A 15389-nucleotide genomic window follows, 5' to 3' on the forward strand; every position below is an offset into this window, starting at 1 on the left:
CGTTGTAACAAGTCTTGAATTAATTAACTCAAAAATTAATATCAAGCGGCTGTTCTCGTCATTAGCGATGCCAGCCGCATGCCACCATCAGCCGTCCGGAAGACCGCAAAGCCACGTGCCGAACGCCGAGGTCCGGGCCGCCCAACGGCCGGGAATCCCGGCCAGCGCGACCAGTTGCTCGACGCCGCCACCGAGCTGTTCGCACGCCACGGCGTCGCCGGCACGCCGATCCGCGCGATTGCCGAGCATGCGGGCGTGACACCCGCGCTGGTGCACTACTACTTCCGCGACCGCGACCAGCTGCTCGATGCCATCGTCGAGGAACGCCTGCAGCAACTCGTCGACGCGATCTTTGCGCCCGCGGCGGCCGCCGAAGACCCGGTGGCCATGCTGGTGGGCATTGCCGGCCGGATGATTCGCGTGGCCGCCGCCACGCCATGGTTTCCCGGGCTATGGATTCATGAAGTGGCCGGCGCCGACGGCCTGCTGCGCGAGCGCGTGCTGAACCGCTTCGCGCTGCAGCGCGCAGGCGCATTGAGCGCGCCGCTGGCCGCGGCGATCGCCGGTGGCAAGCTCAATCCCGGCCTGGAGCCGGCACTTGTGATGCCGTCGCTGATCGGACTGACGCTGCTGCCGCTGGCAACCTCGCATATCTGGCAGCGGCTGCCGGGCGCGGAGCATGTCGATACCGAGACGCTGGTCCGCCATGTCAGCACGCTGCTGACCCAAGGCCTCGCCCCCACTGCCAAGGCGCCGTCCGACGGCGCCAACGACTGACCGCACCCACGCCATGCCCCGAGCTGCCATGCAAGCCTCCTCCCCGACCGCCAGCCACGCCACCACACGTCGAACCTCGCGCACGCTGGCCCTGCTGCTACCGCTCGCGATCACGGCATGCAGCCAGGACAAGTCCGCCACGTGGCAGGGTTATGTCGAAGGCGAATTCGTCAGCGTCGCGTCGCCGTTCGCGGGTCGGCTGGACAGCCTTGCGGTCAAGCGCGGCCAGCAGGTGGACAAGGGCACGGCGCTGTTCGTGCTGGAATCCGACGATGAACGCGCCGCACGCCAGCAGGCAGCCGAGCAGGTGCGCGCCGCCGAGGCGCAACTGGCCGACCTGAAGACCGGCAAGCGCCCGGTCGAGGTCGAGGTCAGCCGCGCCCAGCTCGCGCAGGCGCAGGCCACGGCGCAGCGCAGCGCCGCGCAGTTCAGGCGCGACCAGCGGCAGTACGACATCGGCGGCATCTCGCAAGCGCAGCTGGAAGAATCACGCGCCACCGCGGCCAGCGACGCCGCGCGCGTGCGCGAACTGCAGCGCGATATCGACGTCGCGCGCCTGCCGGGCCGCGACGCCCAGCAAGCCGCACAGGCCGCGCAGGTCGAAGCCGCGCGCGCGGCGCTGGCCCAGGCGGAATGGAAACTCTCGCGCAAGGCGGTATCGGCCACGCAGGCCGGGCTGGTCTATGACACGCCCTATCGCCTTGGCGAATGGATCCCCGCGGGCAGCCCCGTCGTGCGCATGCTGCCGCCGGGCAACGTCAAGGTGCGCTTCTACGTGCCGGAGACCGTGGTCGGGGCGCTGCGCAACGGCCAGTCGGTGCAGGTGCATTGCGATGGCTGCCCGGCCCCGGTGGCCGCCACCATCAGCTACGTCTCGAACGAAGCCGAGTACACCCCGCCGGTGATCTACAGCAACGAGACGCGCCGCAAGCTCGTGTTCCTGATCGAAGCGCGCCCCACCGAGGCTGACGCGCCTAAGCTGCGGCCCGGCCAGCCCGTGGAGGTACACCAGCCATGAGCAGCACGCCTGGCGCAAACGGCACCCATCACACGAATGACGCGAATGGCGCGAATGGTGCAAACGGCGGCCTGGCCATCGACGTGCGCGGCCTCAACAAGCACTACGGCGACAAGCATGTCGTCAACGATCTCACCATGCAGGTCGCGCGCGGCGAGATCTTCGGCTTCCTGGGCCCGAACGGCAGTGGCAAGACCACGTCGATCCGCATGATGTGCGGGCTGCTCACGCCCGACTCGGGACAAGGCACCTGCCTCGGCTTCGACATCCTGCGCGAGACCGACGAGATCAAGCGCCGCGTCGGCTACATGACGCAGAAATTCTCCTACTGGGACGACCTGTCGATCCGCGAGAACCTGGACTTCGTCGCGCGCGTCTATGGCATGGCCAACCGGCGCGAGGCCGTTGACCACGCCCTGGAAGGCCTGGGGCTGGCCACGCGCTCCGCGCAGCTCGCCGGCTCGCTCTCGGGCGGCTGGAAGCAACGGCTTGCGCTCGCGGCCTGCCTGCTGCATGAGCCGGAGCTGCTGCTGCTCGACGAACCGACGGCCGGCGTAGACCCGAAGGCCCGCCGCGATTTCTGGGAGCAGCTTCACCTGCTGGCCGCGCGCGGCATCTCGGTGCTGGTCAGCACGCACTACATGGATGAGGCCGAGCGCTGCCACAAGCTCGCCTACATCGCCTACGGCAGGCTGCTTGCGCAAGGCACCGCCGAAGAAGTCGTCGCCAGCCAGAAGCTCGCCACCTGGAGCGTCGAGGGCGCCGACCTGGCCCAGCTCTCCGAGCAGCTGCACGGCGCGCCGGGCGTGGAACAGACCGTCGTCTTCGGCACCGCGCTGCACGTGACCGGCCGCGACGGCGCACTGCTCGGCGAGACCCTGCGGCGCATGGCGGGCCCGGGCCGGCGCGTCGAGGAAACCCAGACCAGCCTCGAAGATGTCTTCATCCACATGATGAGCCGCGCCGAAGACAACATGGGCGCGAACGCCGAGGCGGGCCGCAAGGCGCGCAAGGACCAGCCATGACACGCAACGGTCGATTCGCCTTCTCGTTCGAGCGCTGGTGGAGCATCGTGCTCAAGGAGTTCCTGCAGCTGCGGCGCGACCGCGTCACGTTCGGCATGATCGTGGGGCTGCCGATCATGCAGCTGCTGCTGTTCGGCTTTGCCATCAACACCGACCCGCGTCACCTGCCGACCGCCGTGATTTCCGCCGACCAGAGCGAATTCACGCGATCGTTCATCGCCGGCATGGCGAACTCCACCTACTTCAAGATGGTGGGCACGCTGCCCGATGAGAACGCCGGGCGCGAGGCGCTGATGAAAGGCAGCGTGCAGTTCGTGGTCAGCATCCCGCCCGATTTCACGCGCAAGCTGCTGCGCGGCGAACGGCCCGCGCTGCTGGTCGAAGCCGATGCCACCGATCCGTCCGCAACCGGCGCCGCAATAGCCGCGCTGGCGCAGTTGCCCTTCAGCGTGGCGCGCACCGACCTGAAAGGATCGCTCGCGCCGCTGGCCGGCGGCAAGGCGCCCTTCGACGTGCAGGTGCAGCGGCTCTACAACCCGGAAGGCATCACGCAGTACAACATCATCCCCGGGCTGATGGGCGTGATCCTGACCATGACCATGGTGATGATGACGGGCCTGGCCATGACGCGCGAACGCGAGCGCGGCACCATGGAGAACCTGCTGGCCACGCCCGTAAAGCCGATCGAGGTGATGACCGGCAAGATCGTGCCGTACATCTTCATCGGCCTGATCCAGTCCACCATCGTGCTGATCGCCGCGCGCTGGGTGTTCCAGGTGCCATTCATCGGCTCCGTGCTGGTGTTGTACATGGCGGCGCTGCTGTTCATCGCGGCCAACCTGACCGTGGGCATTACGCTGTCGTCGCTGGCGCAGAACCAGTTGCAGGCGATGCAGCTCACCTTCTTCTACTTCCTGCCAAATATCCTGCTGTCCGGCTTCATGTTCCCGTTCGCGGGCATGCCGGTCTGGGCGCAGGCGATCGGCAACATCCTGCCGATGACGTACTTCCATCGCATCATCCGCGGCATCCTGCTCAAGGGCAACGGCTGGACCGAGCTATGGCCCAATATCTGGCCGATGGCGCTGTTCATCGTGGTGGTGATGACGATCGCGGTGCGCTTCTACCGCCGCACGCTGGACTGACGGAGCCAACGCCATGCGTCCACCTGTTCCGCTTCTTGCCTGCCTGCTGCTCGCGGCGTGCGCGGTTGGCCCCGATTTCCGCACGCCGGCGCCGCCCGCCGACACCGGCTACGTAACCGGGCCGCAGCCGCAGGCCACGGTTGCCGCCGACATGCCCGGCAATCTGCTACATGGCCAGCCGCAGGCGTTCGCGGCCGGCACCGATGTGCCCGCGCAATGGTGGACACTGTTCCGCAGCCCGGCGCTCGATGCCACCATCCGCGCCTCGCTCGATGACAGCCCCACGCTGGCGCAGGCGCAGGCAAAGCTGCGCGAGGCACAGGAAAACCTGGCCGCACGCACCGGCGCCACGCGCTGGCCGACGGTGGACGCGAACCTCAATACCACGCGCCAGCAGGTCAATTTCCAGTCGCTCGGCATCACGGCAATCCCGAGTCCCGGGCCGTTCACGCTATATGGCGCGACGGTGCAGGTTTCGTACATGCTGGACCTGTTCGGCGGTCAGCGGCGCGAGCTGGAAGGCCTGCAGGCCGCCGTGGATTACCAGCGCTACGAGTTCGAGGCCGCGCGCCTGGCGCTCGCCGCCAACGTCGCCACCGCCGCGATTCGCGAAGCGGGCCTGCGCGCGCAGCTGGCCGAGACCGTGGCGATTGCCGAGGCGCAGCAGCGCGAGGTAGCGATTGCCGAGGACCGGCTGCGCACCGGCGGCATCGCGCGCGTCGACGTGCAGCGCCAGCGCGCGGAATACGCGCAGACACTGGCACTGATCCCGGGGCTCGCGCAGCAGATCGAAGCCACGCGCCACCAGCTTGCGGTCTACACGGGCCAGACGCCCGCCGCGGCGCAGTTGCCCGAGTTCAGGCTGGAGGACCTGCAGCTGCCGGTTACGCTGCCGGTCAGCCTGCCCTCCACGCTTGCGCGCCGCCGCCCGGATATCCGCGCGGCCGAGGCGCTGCTGCACCAGGCCTCGGCCAATATCGGCGTGGCCACGGCCAATCTCTATCCGCAGATCACGCTCAGTGCCGGCGGCGGCTGGCAGTCCACCACGGCGCGCAACGTGTTCGACAGTTTCAATGTCTGGAGCCTGGCGGCCGGACTGGTGCAGCCCGTGTTCCACGGTGGCGAACTGCTGGCGCACAAGCGCGCCTCCGAAGCCGCCTACGAACAGTCATTGGCGGCCTATCGCCAGGCCGTGCTGCAGGGCCTGCAGAACGTGGCTGACTCACTGCGCGCGCTGGAAGCCGACGCCGCCACGCTGCGCGCGCGCGCCGACAATGCGCGCGAGGCGCGCGCCACGCTGGCCATCGTCTCGGAGCAATACCGGCTGGGCGGTGTCAGCCAGCTCGCGCTGCTAGATGCGGAGCGCCAGTCGCGGCAGGCCTCGCTGGACCTGGCGCAGGCGACTGCAAGCCGGCTCGCGGATTCCGCCGCGTTGCTGCAGGCGCTGGGGGGCGGCTGGTGGGAGGAAGAAGCACAGGCCAGCGCCGCCGCAGCGGCGGCGCCGGCCATGCAATAAGGGCTTGGCTCGCTCAGCGCCCGAGGAACCCGCGCAGGCGCCGCACGCCCTCGTCGAGCCTGGCCGGATCACAGGCATAGCACCAGCGCACGAAGCCCTCGCCTTCGTCGCCAAACGCACTGCCCGGTGCCAGGCCCAGTCCTGCCTCGCGCACGAGCTGCTTGCACAGGGCCAGGCTGTCGGAGGCGCCTGCCAGGCGGAAGAACACATACATCGCGCCATCGGGCGCATGCGCTTCCACGCCCGGCAACGCGGACATTGCGTCCACCAGATGGTCGCGCGCGGTGCGCAGCCGCTGCACCAGGTCGCGCGTGAAGGGCTCGCCGTCGCGCACCGCCGCCACGCCGGCCTCCTGCACGAACGACGGCGCGCACGAGGTGTTGTACTCGATCAGCTTGCCGAGATCGTCGATCATCGATGACGGCAGCACCATCCAGCCAAGCCGCCAGCCGGTCATGAGCCAGGCCTTGGAGAATGAATTGACGCAGATGACGCGCTCCTCGCGCGAGGCGATATCCAGGAACGACGGCGCGGTGCGGCTGGCGCCGCCGCCAGGCTCGTCGCCGTAGTACAGGCGCTCGTAGACCTCGTCGGCGATGATCCAGATGCCATGCCGGCGGCAGTGGTCCAGCACGGTACGCTGTGCCGCGCGCGACATCACCCAGCCGGTCGGGTTGTTGGGCGAGTTGACCATCAGCGCGCGCGTGCCGGGCGTCAGCGCGGCCAGCAGCTTGCCGACGTCGAGCGTCCAGCCGTGCGCGCCATAGTCGAGCGAGACGGTCTGGACCGAGGCGCCGAGGATCTTGGGAATCTCCACCAGGTTCGGCCACAGCGGCGTCACCGCCACGACGCGGTCACCGGGGCCGGCGACCAGTTGCGCGGCCAGCATCAGGCCATTGACGCCCGCACTTGTCACGGCCACGTTGTCGATGCCCGTCGCGCCATGCAGCGCGCCGACATAGTCGGCCAGCGCACTGCGCAGCGGCGCGATGCCAAGATTGTGGGTATAGAACGTGGCGCCACCACCCAGTGCGCGCGCCGCGGCTTCGCGCACGAAGTGCGGCGTGGCCTGGTCCGATTCGCCGAACCAGAACGGCAGCACGTCAGGCAGGCCGATGCCGGCATTGGCGACTTCGCGGATGCGTGAGGCGCGCAGGTCGCGGACGGTGGGGCGGGCGACGGGGGAATCGGACGGATCGGACGGGTGGCGGCTTGGGCTGGCGGGCATGGGCATTCCTGCGGTGGGCACAAGATGCCAAGCGTAGCGCAAAGCCGCCAGCGATGCCGGGTATGAAGGCGGCGGCGTTGCGGGCGTTACCTTGAGGGACTGTAAAGGCCCGGCCCGCGCCCGTTGTCTTCCGGGGCCGCTCCGGATGGCCTCAGCTTCAGGCCGAATCCGCTTTGCGCCCGGTCGTCACGGCTGGGACGCAGGGAATACTGGTCGGAACGGGACGGACGCGGCGCCTGAACGGCAGAGGCTGCCGCAGGCGCGCTCGCGCCCCCTCCTCCGGCCGAACGGGCAGGAGACGCCACAACCAGCAACGCCAGGACCGAAATCAGGGATCTGTGGAACACGAGAAACGCCAATGCCTTGCAGCGACGACGAAGCCCATATTGTGACAGGGGCCTGAAGACGTCGCCAGCGACGCCTTCGGGCCGCGACGTTATTGGTCGATCTGCGAATACCAGTAGAGCCGCTTGCGCTTGCCCACACCCGTGGGCACGACCTTCTGTCCGCCCAGCGGCGACGTATTGTTACCACCGCCAGGTCCCGTCTGGTTACCACCACCGATCAGGACGCCGACATTGCTCGTGACACCGGAGCCATCCGTGACCGAGACAATGCCGAACACCGGAGAGGGCGGCAGCCCGCCGCCGTCGAAAGTGACGTAGCGGTTGGCGTTCTGGCCTAGCCCGGTCAGGAACGACACGGAATATCCGCGGGCAATGCCAAGGTCCGGATAGCACGCGCCCGGCGTGGGCACCGACGGCGTATTGGTACCGAAGTACGTATAGCCCGACACCGTCAGCGGTGCGTTGACGATCTTCTCGCCCCGGCCCAGGGTAATGTAGAAGCCCTTGCCACTGGTCGTGTCCACATACTGCGTGGCGGTCGCATTGAACAGGCTCGCTTCCGTCAACGGTGTCCATGTCGCCGGCAAGCCACCCGTGACAACCGTGTCCTTGATTACATAGAACCGGTTGACCACGTTGTAGGCCGTGCCCGGTGTCGTCGACGCGGAATAGAGCGGATGCTCGCGGTCGCCAGTGCCCATCGTGATGGCGTCGTAGGTTCCGGTAGACACCACGTCAGGGGCGTAAAGGAACTTGCGCGCATCATTGGTATTGGTTGCGCCGCCCAGCGCCGCCAGCATGCCCATGGTCCAGTTGGACGGGGCCGAACCCTTGCTGGTCTCGAAATCTATACGCCAGACATTGCCGCCGACGTCGCCGACATAGGCTTTGTCGACATAACCATCTCCATTGCGATCGACTGCGGCCACATCGGAGGGAATCGCACGGCTCAGGCCTGAGGGGCTTGAGCAAACGCTGCTGCCCAGACCACCGCAATTCGCCAGCCATGCCTGCACGACCGTGCCCTTGATGGCATCCAGCACCACCACACCGCGTCCGACCGTGTTCGACCCCGACGACGGGTCGCTGTCTTCGGCGGTGTCGTAGCCCGCGCCCATGACCAGCACCGGATTCGTGCTCCCTTTCACCAGCACCACGCGCGGCTGCGACCAGGTCTGGCCCAGTTCCGGAATCTGTGCATTCGTCACGGACCAGAGGTACTTCGGGTTGACCGGGTCGGTCACATCCATTGCGTACAGCAACGAGCCACCGCGCCGCGCCGTGATGTACAGGATCACGCGCGGATTCTTCGGATCGCGCATGTCCTGGTAGAGCGTCGTGGTGCCGTCAAAGAAATAGTCGCGCGGCGTGCCGTAGGTGGATCCGGGAAGCTTGATGGCGGGGAAATTGGTATAGATCCGGCCGAGCTTGCCATAGAACTCGGGGGGCACGAATCCCCACAGCTCGCCACCGGGCCGCACGCCGTTGATGCCGCTCGACTGGTTGCCGTTGATGGCGCGGAATACACCATCGTTGGCGCCGTAGAACACCACGATACCGGTCGGGCTGCCGTAGTTGACCACCACCGGGCGCGAATGCAACACATCGCCGTGGATCGACGGACGGACCGTAACCAGGCCGCCAGGACCGGCTTCGGCCTCCGACCCTGCCACGATGGTCGTGCTCGAGCCGCTCGAACCCTTGCCATTGCCTGATGAACCGGATGCCGCCGAGAGGGCCGCATAAACGTCCGTTCCGCGCACCCAGTTGATCATGTTGTTGACGTCCGCGGCGGTGGACTTGAGTGCCGTCTGGCCATTGGTGCCGGTCAGCCAGCTGTTGCTGGTGTCGAACGATGCCAGCGCCGTGCCGGCGGCGCATGCCCCGCTGGCGCAGGTCAGAAGACGGCGGCCGCTCTGGTCGGTCAGGTACTGTGCGCGCTGCATTTCGCCGGCGCCACCCTTTTCGACGACTTCGCCGTCCGCCAGGTCCAGCGCTTGCGAGTTGCCGGACGGGCTGTTGACCCAGAAGCCTGTCGATGGCCAGCTTGTGACCCCGGTCTTGCCATAGCCGGCAGTGCTGAACGTAAGTGGCGGCTCGGCACTCCAGTAGCTCTTGGCGTTCGGCGAAATGAAGCCGGTGCCGGCGTTACTGATGGCGCTCTGCTGGTTCGGGCCCGCGGGGCTCGAATCCAGCATCACGATCTGGTTGTTCGCGTCATAGCCGAGCTTGTACTGCTTCAGGTTGCCGATCCAGCGCGGTGCCGCCGTGGCATCCGGGCGGAACATGCCGATATAGACCTGGTTCAGGTAGGTGCCCTGGCTGTTCACGCTGACTGGCAGGCTGACCGAGGCGAACACATTGTTGACCGCCTGCATTTCGCTGAAGATCTCCAGCAACGCGTTGGTCATGGCATCGATGTCGCCCATCTTGACGACATAGGACTTCCCCCCGCCGTTGCTGGCCATGCTCTTGGTAAAGTCAACATAGTCGGGGTTATTGCCATCAGTCACGGCAATCGTGTACGTGATGACATTCTGGTTGTTCGCCAGGCTCCCGTTCACGTCGGTCTGGTACATGAACCGCGCCCACTCGTCGCCCCAGTTGCTCTGGTATTTGGTGTTGGTTCCAGGAATGGTGATCTGCTGCTGTTGCGCAGCGGTAGCCCCGGCTGCAGCCAGTGTCGCGGCAGACAGCTGGCCGCCGTCCTGTGGCTTGCCATTGTTCATTGCGTTCGCAATGTAGATGACAAAATTACGCTGACATGGATCGGTGATAGGCGACCGGCCCGCGTAATTCGTGCCCGATATGCCCGTCTTTCCAGCAAAGAAGGCCCACGCCTCCTGCATGCCGCCACCCACCTGAGAGCCATTTCCCTTGTCGCCATTGCGGTCAATGGTCTTGAGATAGTTCATGAAGTTGGCGGTGCCGGTTGCGTCCATCAACGGCAGGGCGGGCGCAGGCGGCGGATTGGGCGGGGTCGCGGCCTGGAATTTGAATTGCCCGCCGTAGTTGCTGCCGGTGCCGAACATCATGAGGCCCATGTTCATGTTTCCGGCCATCGCTGGATTCTGCGATAGCGTCGCCACTGCCGCATACAACGCGCACTGCTCCGCGCCGACGTTGCTGGTGTTGTTGGCGGATGCGACATAGCCGGGCGACTTGCAGTTGACGGCAACGTTTGCGTCCCAGGCCGCGGCATTGTCCAGGATGAGCAGGACATTGGGCTTGCCAGTCGTACTGGTCTGCAAGCCGGTGAACAGGTCGATATCTTCGGCCAGTGCGCTGCGGACGCTGGCAAAGCCCAGCAAGGTGAGCGCGCAGACCGCATAGCGGCGGAAACGACGAGCCTGGTTTGACATGCTGGATCCTGGAGCTTGGATGGTGGTACCGGCGACTGCGTCAACGCAGCGCCATGAGGGCAATCGGTGCGTTCCGTTCGTCAAGGGCATACCGCGGGCGCGGGCACGCGTACGCCAATGCCTTGATGAACCGTCACGGCCGCATTGGTCACGCCGGCATCGTTCACCGTGGACGCGACATCCCATTGCGTCGATTCACACAGGGAACTCCCCGCAGTGCTGGTAGAACCGGTGAGGATGCCGGTGTTCTGGCTGCCCGAACCGACGAAGCAGGAAACGTCGTTGGGGTCGTTCAGGTTCAGTTGCGTATTCTTGATCGGCAAGGCCGAGATACATGCCGGCGCGGCGACCTGGGCGGTGTAGTCCGCCTTGCCGTCGGCGTTCACATCGACGGGCACCGCAGCGGCGGCCGATGCCGGGGCGGCCGTAAAGTCCTGGCTGATGACCTGCTCGACGGCTTGCTGCGCGGCATTGCGCGCCTCCACCGTGTGCTGCTGGTTGGCGGCCACCTTGACATTGGTCAGGCCAGAATTGACGACGGCCAGCGTGATCAGCATGAACATCGCCAGGAAAATCAGCGTGACGATCAGCGTCACTCCGGACTGGCTGTGGCGAAAGAATTTCACTTATTGCTCCCGTGCGCCGGCCACATTGACCACCCGCGCAACCGCCGAGTACACGTGGCGCTTGTAGCGGTCATTGAAAGGCCCGCTTGCCGCCGCGCGGCCCAGGTCGTATGTGCGGTTGTCCACCTGACCGTTCGACGCCTGGATATTGCGCGCCAGCACGCTGGTCCGCAGCGTGGTGACATTGGACCAATTGGTCAGGGCAACACTCCAGTCATAGCCAGGCACACTCGGGCAGGCCGCGGCATTGTTCACCCCCGGATCGTCGACGTAGCAATCCGCGGAGCCGTTGTTGTCGAGGTCCACGCCGTACTGCACGTGCATGTCCTGGATGCCCTGCGCGAGCGACTGGGTCTGGAAGGCGCCGTTGACCAGTTCGGCCATCTTCAGCGTGGGGATACCGTCGCCGCCATTGGCGCACAGGTCGCACGCCGAAAGGTAGAAGATGCGCACCATGGCCTGGCGCAACGGCGCACGCACGGTCGGATCGCAGGTCTTGGTGCGCATGGTGAAGGCCGCGGCACTGGCATCGAACACAAAGAGCGCGCCATCGTCAGGGCAGGAAGACACCTGCATGTACGGCACCCCGACGGCCGCCGCGGCAGCCACCGACGTCGAAACACGGCGCATCACCACAATCTCGGAGGTCGGCGCGAGGTCCGCAATGCAGGGCAAGGCGGTTCCGGGCGCGTACCCCATCACGGGCAGAGGAAACGTGACGGAAGGCGACGTGGAGAAGCCCAGCGCGGCGACAGAGGTTTCGCACGGTGCCGGTTGCGGTTGCGCCGGCGTGGCGCCCTTGGTAATGCCGCCCGTGCCGAAAAAGCCCGCGAGCTCGGCGTCACGACGGATCAGGTCCAGGGCATAGCGCCCGTTCTCGATCTGCTCGCTCGACTTGACCAGTTCGGACCGGTTGACGCTGTTGGCGTAGTAAAGGCCGGCCAGCGCGGTCAGCAGCAGCAGGCCCAGCGTAATGCCGATCATCAACTCGACCAGCGATACGCCTCGCTGGCGCAGCAAGAGCCTGCGGCGCACCCCGGTCATGACAACACTCCGATCCTGACTTGCGTGCTGACCGCGCGGCGATTCGCGTCATTGCCATATTGTCCCTGTCCGCAAGGCAAGGACGGCGCAACCGTCTGCGTGAAGCCTTGCCACGCGACCGTGATGCGATAGATCTGGTTGGCCACATCCACGTTCTCGATGCAGCCGCGCGCGCCGATCATGGCGCCGACGGCCTGCGCGCCACTTGCGCCGACCCGCGCTTCGGCGCTGCCAAGCAATGCCGCATTCCAGGCCGCAAGGTCGCCGGTGGCCATGGCCTGTTGCGCCGCCGTGCCCTGCGTGCAAGCCGCGGGGGCGGCAGCGCCAGTGCCCAGGCTCATGCCGGTGGCGCCATTCGAATAGCAGGTGGCGATTTGCCGGTTGGCATTGATCCGCGTGGCCATATCCTGCAGCAGGGCAAGCGCCTGGACGCGCTGGTAGGACTCCATCTCGGACTTGCTGGAGCGCGCGACCAGCCCCGCCGTTCCCATCAGGGCGACGAGCAGGATGACGAGCGCGACCAGGACTTCGATCAGCAGGAAGCCCCGCTGCCGGGCCTTGCGCGCCCTCGATGCCCGCGTGGGGAAACGCCTCATGAACAAGCTCCTGCGGACGATGCGACCCGGCCGGTCTGGCTGATCTGGACGCATACAGTTGAGGCGCTGGTGGCCCCGCTCGAGGGCGCTACCTGGAAGGTCTGCGTGCCGCCGCCCGTTAGGCGGCCATCGTTGCCCACGCTCAGCGTGTTGCCCGCGCTGGCGGCAATGGTGAGCCCGTTGTACGGGCCGAAGCTGCGCACGGTCTCGGCGCCGACCGCGACAATCCAGCCGCCGGTCCATGCGGCGCCCGTCGCCGCCATGCTGACGGTGGCGTTGCGCTTGACGGCCTCGCTACGCGCCAGCACCAGCGCAGACGACACATCAAGCGCCGCGCCGCGGACCCGCTGCATCGCGATCATCGACTGAAACGAAGGCGCCGCCATGAACGCGACGATGCCCAGCACGGTGACGACGGCGATCAGCTCGACGAGCGTGAAGCCGCCACGCACCGGGCGCTGGCGAGCCGCGCGGGAAATGAACGGATTGCACGAAGTGCGCGGCGCCACAGGCGAGACTCTGGCGGACATGGTCACTTCCAGCAGGTGGTGCCGCTGCCCGAGGCTGACTTGACGCCGGCATTGGTCAGCGTCAGCGTGCCGCAGGCCGTGTCAGCGCTCAACTGGGCGCCCTGAGGCGCCGCGTCGATGCGGTAACCAGGAGGCGGACCCGCGACGGGAGTGATCGTCACGGTGTACTTGGAAGCGACTTCGGGCGGCAGCGTGGTGTACCCGAGCGTAGTCATGTCAGGCGCATAGGCGCGGTTGTCCAGCAGGAACCGCTCCTGTGCGCCGGAAATTTCAAGCATCAGCGCTGCCGCTGCAGCCCGGTTCGAGCGCACGACGTACTGCGTGTAGGAAGGAATTGCGATCGACGCCAGGATCCCGATGATCGCCACCGTGATCATCAGCTCGATCAGCGTAAACCCGCGTGTCGGCCTGGCGCGGCGCGCGCGCGCATGCCGGCATGGCATGCCGGCAGCCCCAGACCTGCTTACCCCAATGACCCGAAACGACAGCCCGAAACGCTTGACCCTGCTGTCGTGTCGCACTGCCGGGCTTCTATGTCCCATGCCGCGCTCCGATGCATATTATGTGCTGGATGACCTATTTCCAGCGCTATGGCGCGAAGTGTAAGCCACGCTTTTACACGGGTCAAAGAAATTACTATATCGGGACCGCGGCGTTGCAGCGACAAGACAGAATGCGCAGGCAACCACAACCCCACGATCGACTGGGGTTATGCAGGCAAGACAGCCGCCACCGCGCCGGTAAAGCGTTCGACGATATTGTCGATGTCCTTCGCCGTGCAGATGAACGGCGGTGCGAACAGCACGTGGTCGCCGTGCACGCCGTCGACGGTGCCGCCCATCGGATAGACCAGCAAGCCGTTCCTGACCGCCGCGGCCTTCAGCTTCGCGTGGGTCTTGAGCTGGGGGTCGAGCGTCGCCTTGCTGTCGCGATCAGCGACGAATTCCACGCCGACGAACAGGCCGCGCCCGCGGATGTCGCCCACGCGCGGGTGGTTGCCGAACGCCTCGCGCAGGCGCGCGCGCAGCTGCTCGCCGCGCTCGCGCACATTGGCCAGCAGCTTGTCTTCGGCAATGGTGCGCTGGACGGCCAGCGCGGCGGCGCAGGCCGTGGCATGGCCGATATAGGTGTGCCCGTGCTGGAAGAAGCCGCTGCCGGCGACGATGGTGTCGTAGATGCGGCGCGTGGAGATCATCGCGCCGATCGGCTGGTAGCCGCCGCCGAGGCCCTTGGCAATGGTGACGATGTCGGGCACCACGCCGTCCTCTTCGCAGGCGTAGAGATAGCCGGTTCGGCCCATGCCCGACATGACCTCGTCCAGGATCAGCAGCACGCCGTACTTGTCGCACACGGCGCGGATGCGCTTCAGGTAGTCCGCCACCGGCGGCACGGCGCCGGCCGTGGCGCCGACCACGGTCTCCGCCACAAAGGCCGCCACGTTCTCGGGCCCGAGTTCCAGGATCTTGGCCTCGAGTTCGTCGGCCAGCCGTTGCGCGTACTGGACATCGGTCTCGCCGGCCGCCTGGTCGCGATAGGCGTAGCAGGGCGACACATGATGGGCCGGCACCAGCAGCGGCAGGAACGGCTCGCGGCGCCAGGCATTGCCGCCAATGGCCAGCGCGCCGAGCGTGTTGCCGTGGTAGCTCTGGCGCCGCGCAATGAAATGGCGGCGGCTGCCCTGCCCCAGCTCGACAAAGTACTGCCGGGCGAGCTTGAGCGCGGCCTCGACCGCCTCGGAACCGCCCGAGACGAAATAGACATGATCGAGGTCGCCGGGCGCGGCCTCCGCCAGCGTCTGCGCCAGGGTCTCGGACACCTCGGTGGTGAAGAACGAGGTGTGGGCGTAGGCAATGGTGTCGAGCTGCGACTTGATTGCCGCGATCACGCGCGGATGGCCATGGCCGAGCGACGACACCGCCGCGCCGCCCGACGCGTCGAGGTAGCGCCGGCCTTCGCTGTCAACCAGCTCGATGCCGTGGCCGGCGACCGCGACCGGCAGGGCCTGGCGGGGATTGCGATGAAAGACGTGGGTCATGGCGATCGTTCCTGCAATGAAAAGAGGAATAGGGCAACGGGAATCAGGCAGCGCGCCACCGGCTTACAGCTTCCGGACCGGATGGTCGATATACAGCCAGCGCGGCAACGCAGTGCCCGAAGTATAAGGAGAAGGCATCG

The 15389-nt window shown here is 66.6% G+C and carries 13 protein-coding genes; 5 read left to right on the forward strand and 8 right to left on the reverse strand.

Annotated features, from left to right (window positions below; translation table 11 throughout):
• Window positions 1–78 precede the first annotated feature (78 nt).
• From AC3FKG_RS08770 to AC3FKG_RS08790, 5 genes are read left to right on the forward strand one after another with little or no spacing between them, the layout of a single operon-like run.
• A complete protein-coding gene (locus AC3FKG_RS08770; RefSeq protein WP_483710395.1) occupies window positions 79–777 on the forward strand; it encodes a TetR/AcrR family transcriptional regulator in 699 nt (232 codons plus the stop codon).
• A 28-nt stretch (window positions 778–805) separates the two neighbouring features.
• Window positions 806–1795: an HlyD family secretion protein gene (locus tag AC3FKG_RS08775; RefSeq protein ID WP_483710394.1), complete on the forward strand. Its 990-nt coding sequence runs from the start codon at window positions 806–808 to the stop codon at window positions 1793–1795.
• Window positions 1792–2820 (forward strand): ABC transporter ATP-binding protein, encoded by a 1029-nt coding sequence (locus AC3FKG_RS08780; RefSeq protein WP_483710393.1) that lies wholly within the window; start codon window positions 1792–1794, stop codon window positions 2818–2820. Before AC3FKG_RS08775 ends, AC3FKG_RS08780 begins: the two co-directional genes overlap by 4 nt.
• Window positions 2817–3965, forward strand: a complete 1149-nt coding sequence (locus AC3FKG_RS08785) for an ABC transporter permease (RefSeq protein WP_488742865.1) — start codon at window positions 2817–2819, stop codon at window positions 3963–3965. The genes AC3FKG_RS08780 and AC3FKG_RS08785 overlap by 4 nt, the downstream gene beginning before the upstream one ends.
• A gap of 13 nt (window positions 3966–3978) precedes the next feature.
• Window positions 3979–5481, forward strand: coding sequence for an efflux transporter outer membrane subunit (locus AC3FKG_RS08790; RefSeq protein ID WP_488742866.1), 1503 nt, complete (start codon window positions 3979–3981; stop codon window positions 5479–5481).
• 13 nt (window positions 5482–5494) lie between these two features.
• Here AC3FKG_RS08790 and AC3FKG_RS08795 read toward each other — a convergent pair whose 3' ends face one another.
• The 8 genes from AC3FKG_RS08795 to AC3FKG_RS08830 all read right to left on the reverse strand — a co-directional run bounded on the left by AC3FKG_RS08795 (window position 5495) and on the right by AC3FKG_RS08830 (window position 15249).
• Window positions 5495–6709, reverse strand: a complete 1215-nt coding sequence (locus AC3FKG_RS08795) for a pyridoxal phosphate-dependent aminotransferase (protein WP_488742867.1) — start codon at window positions 6707–6709, stop codon at window positions 5495–5497.
• A gap of 436 nt (window positions 6710–7145) precedes the next feature.
• Window positions 7146–10418, reverse strand: coding sequence for a pilus assembly protein (locus AC3FKG_RS08800; protein WP_488742868.1), 3273 nt, complete (start codon window positions 10416–10418; stop codon window positions 7146–7148).
• Between the two features lie 80 nt (window positions 10419–10498).
• Entirely contained in the window at window positions 10499–11044 is a 546-nt protein-coding gene (locus AC3FKG_RS08805; RefSeq protein ID WP_488742869.1) for a pilus assembly PilX N-terminal domain-containing protein, read from the reverse strand.
• The gene (locus AC3FKG_RS08810) at window positions 11045–12088 is read right to left on the reverse strand and encodes a PilW family protein (RefSeq protein WP_488742870.1); all 1044 of its coding nucleotides are present in this window, start codon (window positions 12086–12088) and stop codon (window positions 11045–11047) included.
• Entirely contained in the window at window positions 12085–12684 is a 600-nt protein-coding gene (gene pilV, locus AC3FKG_RS08815) for a type IV pilus modification protein PilV (protein WP_483710386.1), read from the reverse strand. The genes AC3FKG_RS08810 and pilV overlap by 4 nt, the downstream gene beginning before the upstream one ends.
• Complete coding sequence (locus AC3FKG_RS08820) at window positions 12681–13214, reverse strand: GspH/FimT family pseudopilin (protein ID WP_488742871.1); 534 nt, start codon at window positions 13212–13214, stop codon at window positions 12681–12683. Before AC3FKG_RS08820 ends, pilV begins: the two co-directional genes overlap by 4 nt.
• A gap of 2 nt (window positions 13215–13216) precedes the next feature.
• Entirely contained in the window at window positions 13217–13657 is a 441-nt protein-coding gene (locus AC3FKG_RS08825) for a type IV pilin protein (RefSeq protein WP_488742872.1), read from the reverse strand.
• 266 nt (window positions 13658–13923) lie between these two features.
• Window positions 13924–15249 (reverse strand): aspartate aminotransferase family protein, encoded by a 1326-nt coding sequence (locus AC3FKG_RS08830; RefSeq protein WP_488742873.1) that lies wholly within the window; start codon window positions 15247–15249, stop codon window positions 13924–13926.
• Window positions 15250–15389 lie beyond the last annotated feature (140 nt).

This window comes from Cupriavidus sp. 22TCCZM04-2, assembly GCF_057798895.1.